Here is a 14,931-nt window from a genome sequence, read left to right as displayed (position 1 = left end):
CTCAGGCTTGCAGGCGCCAGGGCAAGGCCTCGCCGCCACGCAGCGGCTTGAGATCGGCCTCGCCAAAGCGAAAGCTCTCGGGCGTGGTCCAGCTCTCGCGCTTCAAGGTAACGGTGCCGCTGTTGCGCGGCAGCCCGTAGAAGGCCGGGCCGTGGAAGCTGGCGAAAGCCTCGAGCTTGTCGAGCGCACCCACCGAGTCGAAGGCCTCGGCGTACATCTCGATCGCGGCATGCGCTGTGTAGCAGCCGGCGCAGCCGGTGGCGTGCTCCTTCAGGTGGGCCGGGTGCGGTGCGCTGTCCGTGCCGAGGAAGAAGCGGTCGCTGCCGCTGGTGGCGGCGGCCACCAGGGCCTGGCGGTGGGTCTCGCGCTTGAGCACCGGCAGGCAGTAGTAATGCGGGCGGACGCCGCCGGTGAAGATGGCATTGCGGTTGTAGAGCAGGTGGTGGGCCGTGAGGGTAGCGGCGGTGAACGCGCCGGCCTCGCCCACGTACTGCACGGCCTCCTTCGTGGTGATGTGCTCCATCACGATCTTGAGCTCGGGAAAGTCGCGCCGCAGCGGAATCAGCTGCTCATCAATGAAAACGGCCTCGCGGTCGAACAGGTCGATGTCGGGCGAGGTCACTTCGCCGTGCACCAGCAACAGCAGGCCGGCGCGCTGCATGGCTTCCAGCGTCTTGTAGGTCTTGCGGATGTCGGTCACGCCGGCATCGCTGTTGGTGGTGGCGCCCGCGGGGTAGAGCTTCAAGGCGACCACGCCCGCGTCCTTGGCGCGCGCGATTTCCTCGGGCGGCAGGTTGTCGGTGAGGTAGAGCGTCATCAGCGGCTCGAAGGCCATTCCGGTGGGCACGGCGGCGCGGATGCGATCGCGATAGGCCATGGCCTGCGCCGCGGTGGTCACCGGCGGCTTGAGGTTGGGCATGATGATCGCCCGGCCGAACTGCGCTGCGGTGTGCGGCACCACGGTGTGCAGGGCCTCGCCATCGCGCACGTGCAGGTGCCAGTCGTCGGGTCGGGTGAGCGTGAGGGTCTGTGGGGCGGTCGAGGCGTTCATGCCTCGATTGTCGCAAACCTGCGGGTGCGGTCAGGGCACCTTGTCGGTCGGGTATTTCCAGAAATCCCGCAGCAGGTAGCTCACGGGCAGGTTCAGCGACACGCCCTTGGGCGGGATGGGCTGGGTGAACCAGGTCGCGTAGATCGCCTGGATCTCACCGCTGTAGATGAGCCGGCGCATCTCGTCGTCCACGATCTTCTTGAACGCCTCGTCGTTCCGCGGCAGCATGATCGCCAGCGGCTCGGTGGTGAAGAACCGGCCCACGACCTTGAGGGAGGTCGGGTCCGGCCGTGCCGCGGCCAGACCGAACAGCAGCACGTCGTCCATGGCAAAGGCGTCGGCGTCGCGCTTCTCGACCATGCCCACGGCCTGCTCATGGTCGTCCGCCTCCACGACGCGCAGCGGGAGCCCGCGCTCCCGCACCATGCGACGCAGTGCATCCAGGGGCGTCGTGTTGCGGGTGGACACCACCACCTTGAGATCAGGGTGATCCAGCCGGTCCACCGCGCTGTCGCGCCGCACCATGAGGCGTGCACCGGTGATGAAGTGGGGAATCGTGAAGGCCACCCGCTGGCGGCGCGCGGTGTTGTTGGTGGTGGAGCCGCACTCCATCTGGGCCTGGCCCTGCTCCACCGCGTCCAGGCGGTTGGAGGGTGTCACAGCGAGGTAACGCACATCGAGCTTGGCCAAGCCCAGCTTGCGTTGCACGGCCTGCGCCAGGCGATGGCAGATGTCGAGGGCGTAACCCACCGGTTTGCCCGTGCCATCCAGGTAAGAGAACGGCACGGAGGATTCGCGGTGGGCCAGCACCAGCATGCCATCGCTTGCCACGCGGTCCAGCACCGGGCCGGCCTGAGCGGCGGCGGCCATGCTGGCCAGACACGCCGCGATGAGGATCCTGCGCAGACAGGTTACAAGGACCGATAGCACAACGACACCCTCCAAAAAAGAGTGCCGGAAGCATAGAAAAAGGCCCACCGCGAAGCCAATGCCCATCCCGCATCTGCCCATGTCAAGGGCACATGCGGGCGTGCCGGCAAGGCTCAGTGCGCCAGGATCTTGTTGAGGAAGTCCTTGGTGCGCGGCTGCCGCTCCTCCGGCTTGCCGAAGAAGTCGTCCTTGGAACAGTCCTCCAGGATCTTGCCGCCCACGTCCATGAAGATCACGCGGTTGCTGACCTTGCGCGCGAAACCCATTTCGTGCGTCACGCACATCATGGTCATGCCTTCGTGGGCCAGGCCGATCATCACGTCCAGCACTTCGCCGACCATCTCGGGGTCGAGCGCCGAGGTGGGTTCGTCGAACAGCATCACGATGGGGTCCATCGACAGGGCTCGCGCGATCGCCACGCGCTGCTGCTGCCCCCCCGAGAGCTGGCCTGGGAACTTGTCCTTGTGCGCCGACAGGCCCACACGATCCAGCATCTTGAGGCCGCGCTTCTTGGCTTCGTCGGGGTTGCGCCCCAGCACCTTGATCTGAGCGATCGTGAGGTTCTCCGTCACCGACAGGTGCGGGAACAGCTCGAAGTGCTGGAACACCATGCCGACGCGGCTGCGCAGCTTGGGCAGATCGGTCTTGGGGTCGTGCACCGCGATGCCATCGACCGTGATCTCGCCTTTCTGGAAGGGCTCGAGCGCGTTGATGGTCTTGATGAGGGTCGACTTGCCCGAGCCCGAGGGGCCGCACACCACGACGACCTCACCTTTCTGGATATTGGTGGAGCAATCGGTCAGCACCTGGACGCTGCCATACCACTTGGAGACGTTCTTGAGTTCAATCATTGCAATTCCTGGGTTTCGATGGCATCAACGGATGATGGCAATTTTCTTGTGCAGTCGCTTGACGAGCCACGACAGCGCGTAACACATGACGAAATAGACCACGGCAGCGGCCAGGTAGGCCTCGATCGGGCGGCCGAAGTTCTTGCCCGCGACCTCGAAGCCCTTGAGCATGTCGTAGGCGCCGATGGCGTAGACGAGCGAGGTGTCCTGGAACAGGATGATGGTTTGCGTGAGCAGCACCGGCAGCATGTTGCGGAAGGCCTGGGGCAGCACGACCAGTTTCATGTTCTGCCCATAGCTCATGCCCAGCGCCTGGCCGGCGAACACCTGGCCACGCGGAATCGACTGGATGCCCGCGCGCATGATCTCGCTGAAATAGGCCGCTTCAAAGGCAATGAAGGTGACCACCGCCGACACCTCGGCACCGATCGGGCGACCGATCAGCAGCGGCACCAGCAGGAAGAACCACAGGATCACCATCACCAGCGGAATGCTGCGCATGCCGTTGACGTAGATCGTGGCTGGCGTGTCCAGCCACTTCTTGCCCGACAGCCGCATGAGCGCCAGGATGGTGCCGAAGAAGATGCCGCCCAGCGTGGCCACGACCGTCAGCATCACGCTGAAGTACAGGCCCTTCAGCACGAAGTTGCTGATGAGGTCCCAGTTGTAGAAGGAGAAGTCGAGGTTGAGGTTCATGTCAGTGGCCCCCCGCTCCGCCCGCCACGACAAAGCCCGGTATGCGCACGCGTTTCTCGATGAAGGCCATGATGCGGTTGATCGCAAAGGCCGAGATGATGTAGAGGCCGGTCACGGCGAGGTACACCTCCACGCCGCGGGAGGTCTCTTCCTGCGCCTGCATCGCGAACATGGTCAGCTCCGAGACCGACACCGCGAACGCCACCGAGGAGTTCTTGAAGATGTTCATGGTCTCGCTGGTCAGCGGCGGGATGATGATGCGAAACGCCATGGGCAGCAGCACATAGCGGTAGTACTGGAAGGTGGTGAAACCCATGGCCATGCCGGCGTAGCGCTGGCCGCGCGGCAGGGCCTGGATGCCCGAGCGCACCTGCTCGGCGATGCGCGCCGAGGTGAAGAAGCCCAGGGCAAACACCACCAGCACGAAGCCAGGGACGTCTCGCATGACGGGAAACATCGTGGGCACCACGTGGTACCACAGAAAAATCTGCACCAGCAGCGGGATGTTGCGGAACAACTCCACCCAGGCATTGCCCAGGCGCACCACCATGGGTCGATCGGGCAGCGTGCGCAGCGTACCGATCAGGATGCCCAGCACCAGCGCCAGCAGCAGCGCCAGCAGCGACACAGACACCGTCCAGCCCCAGGCTGACAGCATCCAGTCCAGATAGGTAATGTCTCCCCCCTTGCCAAAGCAGCTTTCCACCGGCTGCCGCTCAATGGTGTCCTCGCAGAACACCTGCCAATCCCAGCTCATAGGAGCCCCTTTTCTCTCTGTTGCTTGTCCGGATCACACCGCGCTTTGCGCGGTCGCCACGAAAACGCCCCTTCAAATGGGTCCACTTGAAGGGGCGTCTGGTAAGTGCGTGGCTTACTTCTTGGCGTAGTCTTCCATCGGCTTGTCGTTCGGGCTGGCCCAGGCCGCCTTGGTGGCGTCGGACAGGGGCAGGCCGATCTTCACGTTGGCAGGCGGGATCGGCTGCATGAACCACTTGTCGTACAGCTTGGCCAGCGAACCATCGGCAATCTGGCGCTTGATGCTGTCGTCCACGGCCTTCTTGAAGGCCGGGTCGTCCTTGCGCAGCATGCAGGCGATCGGCTCGACCGACAGCACTTCGCCCACGATCTTGTAGTCGGCGGGGCTCTTGGACTTGGAGATGTTGGCCGCCAGGATGGAGCCATCCATCACGAAGGCATCGGCACGGCCGCTTTCCAGCGCGAGGAAGCTGTCGGCATGGTCCTTGCCATAGACTTCCTTGAAGTCGATGCCGCCGGCGCGCTCGTTCTTGCGCAGGGTCTGCACCGAGGTGGTGCCGGTGGTGGTGGCCACGGTCTTGCCGTTGAGGTCCTTGATGCCGGTGATGCCGGAGTTGGCCTTGACGGCGATGCGCACTTCTTCCACGTAGGTGGTCACGGCGAAGGACACGTCCTTCTGGCGCGTGGCGTTGTTCGTGGTCGAGCCGCACTCCAGGTCCACGGTGCCGTTCTGCACCAGGGGGATGCGGTTCTGCGAGGTCACGGGCTGGTAGTTGACGTTGAGCTTGGCCAGGCCGAGCTGCTTCTGGATGTCGGCCAGAATGATTTCGCCCATTTCCGTGTGGAAGCCGACGTATTTGCCGTTGCCCAGTGTGTAGCCCAGTCCGGAAGACTCGCGCACGCCCAGGGACACGCTGCCAGACGCCTTGATCTTGGCCAGCGTGTCGCCAGCTTGTGCAAAGGCGCTGCCGACGGCCAGTGTGGTCACGGCCAGCGCGAGCAGGTGTTTCTTCATAGGGATCTCCTTGCTTGTAGAAAAGATGATGGAACCAGCGATCAAGACCGGGTGCTCAGCGCCGTTGTCGCGCGGAGGGCATCTGCATGATGCTCCCTAGGCAAGCTCCGTTCCACCCGGGAATTCCCACCCTGTCAAAGGCGGAACCCGCGACTGTAGCCAGCGGCATCCTTCGCATCCAATGCTGATTGCAGCGGCCATTATGCAAACCATTCATGTACGGATTTTCCCCTATGGCCTTGGCAAAGGATCGCCTGTATCGCCTATGAGACAGGGTGAATCAGGGATTGCCGAGCTTCTTGCGCAGATCGTTCCAGAACTGCTCCACCGGGCCCTTGGCCTTTCGCGTGGAAGACCGCTCGCGGTAGATGCGGATGTCCAGCGCGGTCTCCAGCGACCCGCCGGCGGACACGAGCTTGCGGGCCCGCACCTCCTTGCGCACCGCGCTGGCCGGCAGGAAGGCGATGCCATGGCCCTCCAGCGCCATGGCTTTCAGGCCTTCGGCCATGTCGGTTTCGTAGATGCGGTCCAGGTGCACCGGTGTGCTGCTCTGCTTGAGCATCTGGTCCACCGCCCTGCCGAGGTAAGCACCCGGCGCATAGGCCAGGTAAGGCAGCGGCTGCTGGGGCGACCCCGGCAGGGCGTACTGCGGCAGGCCCTGCGCGTCCGGGCGCACATAGGGTGAAAGCACCTCCGAGCCCAGGTGCAGCATTTCATAGCGGCCCGCATCGAGCTGGATCGGCTGGGCCGCGTGCTGGTAGGCGATCAGCAGGTCGCAGCTGCCCTCGACCAGGCGCAGCACCGCGTCGTGCACATTCATGGCGATCAGCCGGCTCTTGATCGGGCCGCAGGTTTCGCGCAAGCCCGATAGCCAGGACGGGAAAAAGGTGAAGGCCAACGTGTGCGGCACGGCGAACTCGATCACGTCCTGCGCCGCGGCGGTGTGGGCGCGCAGCGTGGCACGCGTGCTCTGCAGCGCCTGCAGCATCTCCAGCGCCTGGTCGTACAGCGTCTGGCCCGCGGGGGTCAGGCGCGTGGGATACGAGGAGCGATCCACCAGATCGGTGCCCGCCCAGGCTTCCAGCGACTGGATGCGCCGGGAAAAAGCGGGCTGGGTGACGTGGCGCAGCTGCGCCGAACGGCTGAAGCTGCGGGTTTCGGCGAGGCTGACGAAATCCTCGAGCCATTTGGTTTCCATGGACGGCGATTATGGAACGGCCGGACAGAAGGCTCCTCGGAAAGGTACGACCCGAAGGGAAATCGGCATCAGTCGCTGCCGCTTTGCTGCAGCGCCCACATGCCCGCGTAGACGCCGGTCCGGGCGACCAGTTCGGCGTGGGTGCCCCGCTCCACGATCTCGCCGTTGACCAGCACCAGGATTTCGTGCGCGTCCACCACGGTGGAGAGGCGGTGCGCGATCACCAGCGTGGTCTTGTTGCGCGCCGCGCTCTTGAGCTCGGCCTGGATCGCGCGTTCGTTGGCGGAATCCAGGGCCGAGGTGGCTTCGTCGAAGATCACGATGGGCGGGTTCTTCAACAGCGTGCGCGCGATCGCCACGCGCTGCTTCTCGCCCCCCGAGAGCTTGAGACCGCGCTCGCCCACCATGGTGGCATAGCCCAGCGGCAGGTGCTGGATGAAGGCGTGGATGTGCGCCGCCTGGGCCGCCCGCACCGCGGCCTCGTGCCCCGCATCGGGGCGGCCATAAAGAATGTTGTATTCGATGGTGTCGTTGAACAGCACCGTGTCCTGCGGCACGATGCCGATGGCCTGGCGCACGCTGGCCTGGGTGACGGCCTTGATGTCTTGCCCGTCGATGGTGATTCGCCCGCCTTCATCGGCATTGCTCACGTCGTAGAAGCGGTAGAGCAGGCGCGCCAGCGTGCTCTTGCCCGAACCCGAGGGCCCGACCACGGCCACCGTCTTGCCCGGTGGAATCTCGAAGCTGATGCCATGCAGGATTTCGCGCGCCGGCTCGTAGGAAAAGCGCACATTCTCGAATTTCACCGCCGGGGGACCGTCCAGCTGAAGCGGCTGTGCACCTTGCAGATCCGCGATCTCACGCTCTTTTTCCAGCAGCGCGAACATCTTTTCCAGATCGGTCAGACTCTGCTTGATCTCGCGGTAGAGCACGCCTAGGAAACCCAGCGGAATGTAGAGCTGGATCATGAAGGCGTTGACCATGACCAGATCGCCCAGCGTGAGCTCGCCGCTGACCACCCCCTGCGTGGCGCGCCAGAGCATGAGCACCAGCGCCACGGCGATCACCAGTTGCTGTCCCGCATTGAGCATGGACAGCGTGGTCTGGCTCTTGATGCGCGCGCGCCGCAGCTTCTCCAGCGCCTCGTCGTAGCGCCGGCCTTCGAAGCTTTCATTGTTGAAGTACTTGACGGTCTCGTAGTTCAGCAGCGAGTCGATGGCTCGGCTCTGGCTGGTGGACTCGAGCTCGTTCATCTTGCGCCGGAACTGGGTGCGCCACTCGGTCACGAGCACGGTGAAGGTCACGTACAGCACCAGCGCCACCAAGGTGATCCACACGTAGCCCATGTCGAACTTGGTGCCCAGCAGCGCCAGCACCATGATCACCTCGATCAGCGTAGGGAAGATGCTATAGAGCGAGTAGGAGATGAGCGACTGCACGCCGCGCGTGCCGCGTTCGATGTCGCGCGTCATGCCCCCGGTCTGGCGTTCCAGGTGGAAGCGCAGGCTCAGGGCGTGCAGGTGGCCGAACACCTGCAGCGCGATGCTGCGCGTGGCGCCCTCGGTGGCCTTGGCGAACACCAGCTCGCGAAGCTCGGTGAACACGCTGGTGGACAGGCGCAACAGGCCATAGGCGAGCAACAAGCCCAACGGCACCACCAGCATCGATTCGACGCTGCCGGGCCGGATGGTCATGGCATCGACCAGTTCCTTGAGCAGCAGCGGCACGCCCACGTTGGCCGTCTTGGCCGCCACCATGAAAGCCAGCGCCAGCACCACACGCACCTTGTACTGCCACAAGTAGGGCAGCAGGCGCTTGAGCGTGCCCCAGTCGGAGCGTTGGGCAGGTGGGTGGCCAGCGGCGCCAGGACTGGCAGGCAGGGCGATGGAAGGTCGGGCGGGGTTGTCGGGGCGCATGCGGGAGAATGGGGGCCGTTGTCCAGAGATTGTGCCCATGTCCAGCCATTCAAGCCCGCCATCCGAAACCGCCCTGCCCACCGACCGGGAACTGGTGCTCAAGGTCATTCCCATGCCCGCGGACTGCAACGCCAACGGCGACATCTTCGGCGGCTGGGTCATGGCGCAGGTCGACCTGGCCGGTGCCGTGCTGCCCGCGCGCTGCGTGCGCGGCCGCATGGCCACAGTGGCGGTGAACCAGTTCATCTTCAAGCAACCGGTGCGCGTGGGCGACATCCTGAGCTTTTTCGCGCACATCACGCGCCTGGGCCGCACCTCGGTCACGGTGCAGGTGGAGGTGTTCGCCGAACGTTTCTCGGCCCAGGGCCAGTACGTGAAGGTGACCGAGGCCAGCCTGACCTACGTGGCGATCGACCTGGAAGGCCGGCCCCGCCCCATCCCGCGCGACGGCCTGGTGCTGCCCGAGCACCTGGCCTGAGGCCGTGTCAAGGCGAAGGCCAGCGCGACCGCCAGGTGCGGTAGATGCGCGCGGCCAGCGCCTGGCTGCCCGCCAGGTGCCGTTTCGTGGCGGCGTGCATGCCCGCCGGGTCCTGCACGCTGTCGCGGTGCAGCAGCACATTCACCGCGTAGGCTTCGCCCGGGCTTTCGAGCCAGTCGTCGATCTTGTCCGGCGTGATCTCGATGTGGAACTGCATGGCCAGGTGCGGCCCCAGCGCAAAGGCCTGGTGCGCGCAGGCCACTGAAGAGGCCAACGGCTGCGCACCCGGCGGCAGCACCACAAAGCCGTCCTGATGCCACTGGTACACGGTGGGCGTGAGCTCGTCGCCCAACCATTCGCGCGCCGCAGCGCTGCCGTTGTGCGAGACCGGCCACCACCCGATCTCGGGCTGGCGCAATCGCTCCACCTGCCCACCGAAGGCCCGCGCCATCAGTTGCCCCCCCAGGCAATGACCGATCACGGGAATGCCCAGGGCATCGGCCTCGCGGATCAGGTTCTCCGCCTGGCGCAAGGTCGGGCGCTCGTCGTTCGCGCTCCACGCGCCGCCGAGCAAGGCCAGACCCCGGTAGCCGCGCACCGTCGTGGGATACAGGTCGCCCGCCTCGGCGCAGCGCAGATGCCAGGGAATGCCTTGGGCGTCGAGCCATTCACCCAGAAACCCGGGGCCGTCCTCCAGCACGTGTTGCAGGACCAGAACGTCGGCGGTGGAAGCGGTGGTGGCGGGCATCGAACCATCCTGAAGCAAGTCTTGCCGCAAACCGTACCACGGGACGTCCATGTCGGCACTGCCGTGCATACACGAAAGTGGGCACGCCGTTTGCCGCCGGAGAGGCTCTCCCAACCCTGAAAAAAGGACAAAAATGAACGACCAGGACACTTCCCTCGAAAAGCTGTGGGACATGATCAAGGACATCCGTTTTGCGATGTTCACCACGCGCAGCCATCAGGCGGCCCATGCGGGCCACCTGCATGCCCGCCCCATGACCACGCAGAACAAGCGGCTGGAGGGTGGCAACCTCTGGTTCTTCATGTCGCGCCGCAGCGGGCCTGTGGCCGACGTGGCGGCGGAGCCCACGGTCAACCTGAGTTATGCCGATGCCGACAAGGATGTCTACGTTTCGGTGTCCGGCACGGCGCGCGTGGTCAACGACCCCGACAAGACCCGCGAACTGTGGAACAAGGCGGCCGAGGCCTGGTTTCCCGTTGGTCCGGACGACCCCGATCTGGCGCTGGTGGCGGTCAACGTGACGCATGCCCACTATTGGGACATCAAGGAAAACAAGCTGGTGCAGCCGCTGGCCATGACCAAGGCCGTGATCACGGGCAGCGTGCCCAAGCTGGGCGAGTCCGTCGAAGTGCAGGTGCGTTGAGCGCCTAGCGTTGCGCCCAGATCACGGGCGCCACCGACACCTCGCGGTCCATGCCGAGCAACTCGCGGTCGAACAGCGAGCCCAGCCGGTCGTCGGCCGAGCTGCCGAAGTCACCATGCGCACCACCATCGATGGTGACCAGGTAGCTTTTGGTGCCCGCCTTGTGCAGGGCGTCGTCCAGGCGCGCAGCCTGGCTGAAGGGTACGGTGCGGTCCAGCGTGCCGTGCACGGTGAGCACGGGCGGCGTGGCGGTGCTGGCGTGCGCCACGGGTGAGGCTTCGCGCGCCAGCGCCAGCCTGTCGCGGACCGCGCCCCCGAGCAGGCGGCCTTCGGGCGTGTCCGCGCCGCGCTCCAGCACGGACAGGTCGGTTGGCCCGAAGAAGTTGGCCACGGCCCTGACCTGGCTGCTGTGCTGGCGGTGTTCACCCAGCGTGCCTTCCAGGCGCGACACGTTGGCGGTCGTGCCGAGCATCAGCGCCAGGTGCGCGCCGGCGCCCCGGCCCCAGACGCCGATGCGCGCCGGGTCCAGCCCCAGGCGATCGGCGTTGCCGCGCACCCAGCGCACGGCAGCCTTCACGTCGTGCAGGGGGGCGGGCCACGGCGCTTCGCCACTGAGGCGGTAGCCCACGGACACCCCGGCGTAATAACCGCCGCGCACGAAATCCATGAGGCGCGCCGCGCCGTCGGCCTTGTCGCCATGCATCCAGCCGCCACCATGCACATAGACGATGACGGGCAGCGGGCCCCGGTGCCGCTCTCGGGGCAGGTAAAGGTCCAGCCGCTGGCGCGGGTTGGTGGTCAGGGCATAGGGCTGGTCCAGTGTCACGTGCACTGGCTCCCGCTCCAGTTCCTGGATCGACATCGCGCCGCTGGGCCCCAGATCGAACTCGTCGCGGGGCGACTGGGCGCGCACGATGGCCGGCGCCATGCACAACACGGGGGACTGGAGCAACAGACGGCGCAGCATGTCGGTTTTTCGAGGAGAGCGGAAGGTCGGCCAAGCGTAGTCGGCCGGGCCGCTTCCGGCAAGGGTGGGCGCTAGAACTTGCCGTGCCGTCCCTGCCCGGCCGCGAAACGCTGCGCACCGGCCAGCGCATCGGGAATGCGCTCGCGCCCGCGTTGCCATTCCTGCAGCAGCGCCTCGCCCAGGGGCAGATCCCACTGGCGCTGGGCGCTCTCGCGGTCGGCGCGCATCGTGGCCTGCGGGAACGCCGCGAGCTGCCGCGCCAGTTCCAGGGCGGCCTCGCGCGCCTGCCCGGGTGGCACCACGCGGTTGGCCAGGCCCATGCGCAACGCCTCGGTGGCCTCCACCTTGCGACCGGTGAGGATCAGGTCCATCGCATGGCCCATGCCGATCAGGCGCGGCAGGCGCACCGTGCCGCCATCGATCAACGGCACGCCAAAGCGCCGGCAGTAGACGCCGAAGTAGGCATCGTCTTCCATCACGCGCAGGTCGCACCAGAGCGCGAGCTCCATGCCGCCGGCCACGGCCGCGCCGCTCACGGCGGCGATCACCGGTTTGGAGAGCTGCAGCCGCGACGGGCCCATGGGGCCGAGCGCGCGCGCATCGTCGGCGGCGAAGTCCAGGTCCAGGCCGCCGGTCTCGCCCGAGGCGGCCAGGCGGGCACCGTACTGCAAGTCCCAGCCAGCGCAGAAGTGGCCGTGCGCGCCGTGGAACACCGCCACGCGGGCCTGCGCGTCGTCCTCGAACGCGAGAAAGGCCGCGTGCAGCGCTTGCGCGGTGGGGCTGTCCACCGCGTTGCGCACCTCGGGCCGGGCCAGCGTGACCACCCAAACCTCGCCCAGTTTCTCCGTCACCACCGCGCTCATGGCCACACCCCCACGCGCGGCGCATTCAAGGCCGCTTCCAGTTCCTCTTGCATCACGTCGATCTCCATCCGCAGCAACGCACCGGCCATGGCCTTGCCCAGGTTGTCCAGGCGCAGGTTGCGCGCACCGCCGCCCTGCAGCGCACCGCGCAGCACAAACTTGAGCGCCAGGATGTTCGGCAGCGGCCAGGCGTCCACCTCCCCTGGCAGCCAGGGCGCGAAATGGGCCTGTACCCGCTCGGCCGTCACCTCGCGCGCCAGCAGCCGGAACCCGGCTTCGTTCCAGGCGAACAGGCCAAAGTCCACCCAGTCGGCCTTGTCGCCGCTGCGCGCGTGGGCAATGCGCACCAGCGGAATCCGGATCGTGTTCATGCGCCCGCCCCCAGCATTTGCGTTTGCACGCCCGCCTCCACCTCGGCGCGGGGGATCAGCGTGGGCCAGATGCCGAGCAACTCGCTGGTGTTGTGCAGGCCGGTGAAGCCGCAGGTGTAGGCCGGGCCGCTCAGTCCCATCCACGGGAACAGGCGCCCGAAGCAGTCGGCCGCGGCCTTGTCGGGTGTGCGCAGCACCAGGCGCGTCCAGATCTCGTTGGCCTGGTTGAGCGCGTCGGGCTTGGGGCAAGGCGCGAGCGCGCCGTGCGCCGAGTTCAGGCCGGGGTACTCCACATACAGCTCGTCGTGCGGGATGCGCTTGTCCTTGAGCAGTGTGCGGATGGTGGCCTGCGCGGCCTGCGCCTTGTCCCAGGCGTCCGGCCAGGAGAACCCCCAGGTGACCTCGGCCTTGTAACCATCGCGGAAACCCGCCACCACCTTGAGCGTGTCGGTGGGCGCGGTGCCGCGCGCCCCGGTCAGCCGCACGCAGTCCCCGCCCTCGTCCTGGAGCCGGATGCCGCCCATGTCGAGCACCACATCGGGCGAGACATAGGCGTGGGGGTTGTGCACCTCGTACAGCAGCTGCTGGCGCACGGTGTCGAAGTTGACCCGCCCGCCGGTGCCGGGCGCCTTGGTGATGAGCGCGCTGCCGTCCTCCCACACCTCGGCGATCGGGTAGCCGATGTGCGCCAGATCGGGGATGGCCTGCCACGCGCCCTGGCTGCCGAAGTTGCCGCCGCTGCCCTGCCCTGAACACTCGAGCAGGTGGCCCACGGTGAGGCCTTGCGCGAGGCGGTCGAGGTCGCGGGCCTGGTTGGCACCGCCAAGTGTCCAGCCCAGGCCATGCACCAGCGGCCCAAGGAACAGCGCAGCATCGGCCACGCGCCCGGTGATCACGATGTCGGCGCCCGCGTCCAGCGCTGCCACGATGGGTTGCGCCCCCAGGTAGGCGTTGCCGAACACCAGGCGCTCGCGCACCTCGGCCAGCGGCGCGCCGGTGAAGAGGTGGGCGAACGCGCTGGCGGGCGTGGCACCGTCGAGCAGGCGGGGCAGCACGTCGTCGCCGCTCACCACGGCCACGCGTGCCTGCCAGCCGCGCGTCTTGAAGGCCGCCAGCACCGCCTGAGCGGCGCCCCGCGGGTTCAGGCCGCCCGCGTTGCACACGAAGCGCACGCCTCGCTCTTGCATCAGCGGCCAGAGCTTCATCAGCAGGGGCACCACGTCGCGCGCATAGCCCAGCGAGGGATCGCGCTGGCGGTCTTTCTGCAGGATCGCCAGCGTGAGTTCGGCCAGGTGGTCGCTGGCGACGAATTGCACCCCGCCGCGTTCGATGCTTGCGGCCACGGGCTCCCAGTTGTCGCCGTAGAACCCGAGACCGGCGCCGATTCGTATGGACTTCATGATGGTTTTGATCTTCATGGCACCTGAGCGACTCAGGATGGGGGACAACCCCTAGCGCCAGTCTCATGCAAGACAGCTATAAATTGCGCTCACCTGCTGGGCAGACTGCCACAAACATTGCAGCGCCACCCCGCCGCCACCGCGTCGACAGAACCATACAGGAGACATCGCGTGCAATTGCTGCAACTGCTCATCAGCGGTGTGGCCCAGGGCTGCATCTATGGGCTGATCGCGCTGGGTTTCGTGCTGATCTACAAGGCCACCGAAACGGTGAGCTTTGCCCAGGGCGATCTGATGATGGTGGGCGCCTTCGGCGGCCTGGCGGCGATGACCATGCTGGGTTTCCCGTTCTGGCTGTCGGTGCCCGCCGCCATCGTGGGCATGGGCCTGTTCGGCGTGGTGCTCGAGCGCGTGGTGATCCGCCCCATTCTGGGGCAGCCGGCCTTCTCCATCGTGATGCTCACCATCGGCGTGGGCTACACGCTGCGCGGGCTCATCACGATGCTGCCCAACATCGGCACCGACACGCACACGCTGCCGGTGCCCTATGCCAACGAGGTGCTTCGCCTGGGCGCGCTGGTGGTCTCGGCCGAACAGATCGTGGTGATCGGCTCCACCGCCGTGCTCTGCGCCGGGCTGTTCGCCATGTTCCGCTACAGCAAGCTCGGCATCGCCATGCAGGCCTCGTCGCAGAACCAGCTCGCGGCCTACTACATGGGCATTCCGGTCAAGCGGCTCAACGGCTTGGTGTGGGGCCTGGCCGCGGCCGTGGCCGCCGTGGCCGGCCTGCTGCTCGCGCCCATCACCTTCGTGCACGCCAACATGGGTTTCATCGGCCTCAAGGCCTTTCCCGCCGCCGTGGTGGGCGGCTTCGGCAGCCTGCCCGGCGCCATCGTGGGTGGCCTGATCATCGGCATCGTCGAGGCGTTCTCGGGCTTCTACCTGCCCGAAGGGTTCAAGGACGTGGCGCCCTACATCGTGGTGCTGCTCATGCTGGTGCTCAAACCCAACGGCCTCTTCGGCGAGAAGCTGCGCAAGAAAGTCTGAG

The 14,931-nt window shown here is 66.5% G+C and carries 16 protein-coding genes; 3 read left to right on the top strand and 13 right to left on the bottom strand.

Annotation, left to right across the window (positions count from 1 at the left end):
- Position 1: 1 nt before the first annotated feature.
- The 8 genes from pyrC to ACODTB_RS03645 form a co-directional block, all read right to left on the bottom strand.
- A complete protein-coding gene (pyrC, locus tag ACODTB_RS03680; RefSeq protein ID WP_291117909.1) occupies positions 2 to 1,051 on the bottom strand; it encodes a dihydroorotase in 1,050 nt (349 codons plus the stop codon).
- 30 nt (positions 1,052 to 1,081) lie between these two features.
- Positions 1,082 to 1,921 carry an amino acid ABC transporter substrate-binding protein gene (locus ACODTB_RS03675; RefSeq protein WP_291117912.1) on the bottom strand — a complete coding sequence of 280 codons (840 nt, stop codon included), beginning with the start codon at positions 1,919 to 1,921 and terminating at the stop codon, positions 1,082 to 1,084.
- A gap of 173 nt (positions 1,922 to 2,094) precedes the next feature.
- Entirely contained in the window at positions 2,095 to 2,832 is a 738-nt protein-coding gene (locus tag ACODTB_RS03670; protein WP_291117914.1) for an amino acid ABC transporter ATP-binding protein, read from the bottom strand.
- 24 nt (positions 2,833 to 2,856) lie between these two features.
- Complete coding sequence (locus ACODTB_RS03665; RefSeq protein WP_291117916.1) at positions 2,857 to 3,528, bottom strand: amino acid ABC transporter permease; 672 nt, start codon at positions 3,526 to 3,528, stop codon at positions 2,857 to 2,859.
- Position 3,529: 1 nt separating this feature from the next.
- Positions 3,530 to 4,285, bottom strand: a complete 756-nt coding sequence (locus tag ACODTB_RS03660; protein WP_291117918.1) for an amino acid ABC transporter permease — start codon at positions 4,283 to 4,285, stop codon at positions 3,530 to 3,532.
- Positions 4,286 to 4,399: 114 nt separating this feature from the next.
- The gene (locus tag ACODTB_RS03655) at positions 4,400 to 5,299 is read right to left on the bottom strand and encodes a transporter substrate-binding domain-containing protein (protein ID WP_291117921.1); all 900 of its coding nucleotides are present in this window, start codon (positions 5,297 to 5,299) and stop codon (positions 4,400 to 4,402) included.
- A gap of 280 nt (positions 5,300 to 5,579) precedes the next feature.
- Positions 5,580 to 6,497: a LysR substrate-binding domain-containing protein gene (locus ACODTB_RS03650; protein ID WP_291117924.1), complete on the bottom strand. Its 918-nt coding sequence runs from the start codon at positions 6,495 to 6,497 to the stop codon at positions 5,580 to 5,582.
- A 68-nt stretch (positions 6,498 to 6,565) separates the two neighbouring features.
- On the bottom strand, positions 6,566 to 8,413 hold the full coding sequence (locus ACODTB_RS03645) for an ABCB family ABC transporter ATP-binding protein/permease (protein WP_291117927.1): 1,848 nt from the start codon (positions 8,411 to 8,413) through the stop codon (positions 6,566 to 6,568).
- A 37-nt stretch (positions 8,414 to 8,450) separates the two neighbouring features.
- Here ACODTB_RS03645 and ACODTB_RS03640 point away from each other — a divergent pair, with 37 nt between their 5' ends.
- The gene (locus ACODTB_RS03640) at positions 8,451 to 8,891 is read left to right on the top strand and encodes an acyl-CoA thioesterase (protein ID WP_291117930.1); all 441 of its coding nucleotides are present in this window, start codon (positions 8,451 to 8,453) and stop codon (positions 8,889 to 8,891) included.
- A 7-nt stretch (positions 8,892 to 8,898) separates the two neighbouring features.
- Here ACODTB_RS03640 and ACODTB_RS03635 read toward each other — a convergent pair whose 3' ends face one another.
- Complete coding sequence (locus ACODTB_RS03635) at positions 8,899 to 9,639, bottom strand: type 1 glutamine amidotransferase (protein WP_291117933.1); 741 nt, start codon at positions 9,637 to 9,639, stop codon at positions 8,899 to 8,901.
- A 133-nt stretch (positions 9,640 to 9,772) separates the two neighbouring features.
- On the opposite strand from ACODTB_RS03635, the gene ACODTB_RS03630 reads away from it, so the two are divergent.
- A complete protein-coding gene (locus ACODTB_RS03630; RefSeq protein ID WP_291117936.1) occupies positions 9,773 to 10,282 on the top strand; it encodes a pyridoxamine 5'-phosphate oxidase family protein in 510 nt (169 codons plus the stop codon).
- Between the two features lie 4 nt (positions 10,283 to 10,286).
- On the opposite strand, the gene ACODTB_RS03625 is transcribed toward ACODTB_RS03630, so the two are convergent.
- From ACODTB_RS03625 to ACODTB_RS03610, 4 genes are all read right to left on the bottom strand, one after another.
- Entirely contained in the window at positions 10,287 to 11,249 is a 963-nt protein-coding gene (locus ACODTB_RS03625) for an alpha/beta hydrolase fold domain-containing protein (protein WP_291117939.1), read from the bottom strand.
- Between the two features lie 71 nt (positions 11,250 to 11,320).
- On the bottom strand, positions 11,321 to 12,112 hold the full coding sequence (locus ACODTB_RS03620) for a crotonase/enoyl-CoA hydratase family protein (protein WP_291117942.1): 792 nt from the start codon (positions 12,110 to 12,112) through the stop codon (positions 11,321 to 11,323).
- Positions 12,109 to 12,483, bottom strand: a complete 375-nt coding sequence (locus ACODTB_RS03615; RefSeq protein WP_291117945.1) for an AtuA-related protein — start codon at positions 12,481 to 12,483, stop codon at positions 12,109 to 12,111. The genes ACODTB_RS03620 and ACODTB_RS03615 overlap by 4 nt, the downstream gene beginning before the upstream one ends.
- Positions 12,480 to 13,883: an acyclic terpene utilization AtuA family protein gene (locus ACODTB_RS03610; protein WP_291117948.1), complete on the bottom strand. Its 1,404-nt coding sequence runs from the start codon at positions 13,881 to 13,883 to the stop codon at positions 12,480 to 12,482. Before ACODTB_RS03610 ends, ACODTB_RS03615 begins: the two co-directional genes overlap by 4 nt.
- 171 nt (positions 13,884 to 14,054) lie before the next feature.
- Here ACODTB_RS03610 and ACODTB_RS03605 point away from each other — a divergent pair, with 171 nt between their 5' ends.
- Positions 14,055 to 14,930 (top strand): branched-chain amino acid ABC transporter permease, encoded by an 876-nt coding sequence (locus ACODTB_RS03605; protein ID WP_291117951.1) that lies wholly within the window; start codon positions 14,055 to 14,057, stop codon positions 14,928 to 14,930.
- Position 14,931 lies beyond the last annotated feature (1 nt).

Source organism: Hydrogenophaga sp. FG152 (genome assembly GCF_057809615.1).
Note: the sequence above shows the minus strand (reverse complement) of the source record. Positions and strands in the feature narration are given on the sequence as shown.

Bases quoted from the DNA above. Each gene is read 5' to 3' on its own strand.
- pyrC (WP_291117909.1), bottom strand. From the start codon at position 1,051: ATGAACGCCTCGACCGCCCCACAGACCCTCACGCTCACCCGACCCGAC.
- ACODTB_RS03675 (WP_291117912.1), bottom strand. From the start codon at position 1,921: ATGGCCGCCGCCGCTCAGGCCGGCCCGGTGCTGGACCGCGTGGCAAGC.
- ACODTB_RS03670 (WP_291117914.1), bottom strand. From the start codon at position 2,832: ATGATTGAACTCAAGAACGTCTCCAAGTGGTATGGCAGCGTCCAGGTG.
- ACODTB_RS03665 (WP_291117916.1), bottom strand. From the start codon at position 3,528: ATGAACCTCAACCTCGACTTCTCCTTCTACAACTGGGACCTCATCAGC.
- ACODTB_RS03660 (WP_291117918.1), bottom strand. From the start codon at position 4,285: ATGAGCTGGGATTGGCAGGTGTTCTGCGAGGACACCATTGAGCGGCAG.
- ACODTB_RS03655 (WP_291117921.1), bottom strand. From the start codon at position 5,299: ATGAAGAAACACCTGCTCGCGCTGGCCGTGACCACACTGGCCGTCGGC.
- ACODTB_RS03650 (WP_291117924.1), bottom strand. From the start codon at position 6,497: ATGGAAACCAAATGGCTCGAGGATTTCGTCAGCCTCGCCGAAACCCGC.
- ACODTB_RS03645 (WP_291117927.1), bottom strand. From the start codon at position 8,413: ATGCGCCCCGACAACCCCGCCCGACCTTCCATCGCCCTGCCTGCCAGT.
- ACODTB_RS03640 (WP_291117930.1), top strand. From the start codon at position 8,451: ATGTCCAGCCATTCAAGCCCGCCATCCGAAACCGCCCTGCCCACCGAC.
- ACODTB_RS03635 (WP_291117933.1), bottom strand. From the start codon at position 9,639: ATGCCCGCCACCACCGCTTCCACCGCCGACGTTCTGGTCCTGCAACAC.
- ACODTB_RS03630 (WP_291117936.1), top strand. From the start codon at position 9,773: ATGAACGACCAGGACACTTCCCTCGAAAAGCTGTGGGACATGATCAAG.
- ACODTB_RS03625 (WP_291117939.1), bottom strand. From the start codon at position 11,249: ATGCTGCGCCGTCTGTTGCTCCAGTCCCCCGTGTTGTGCATGGCGCCG.
- ACODTB_RS03620 (WP_291117942.1), bottom strand. From the start codon at position 12,112: ATGAGCGCGGTGGTGACGGAGAAACTGGGCGAGGTTTGGGTGGTCACG.
- ACODTB_RS03615 (WP_291117945.1), bottom strand. From the start codon at position 12,483: ATGAACACGATCCGGATTCCGCTGGTGCGCATTGCCCACGCGCGCAGC.
- ACODTB_RS03610 (WP_291117948.1), bottom strand. From the start codon at position 13,883: ATGAAGTCCATACGAATCGGCGCCGGTCTCGGGTTCTACGGCGACAAC.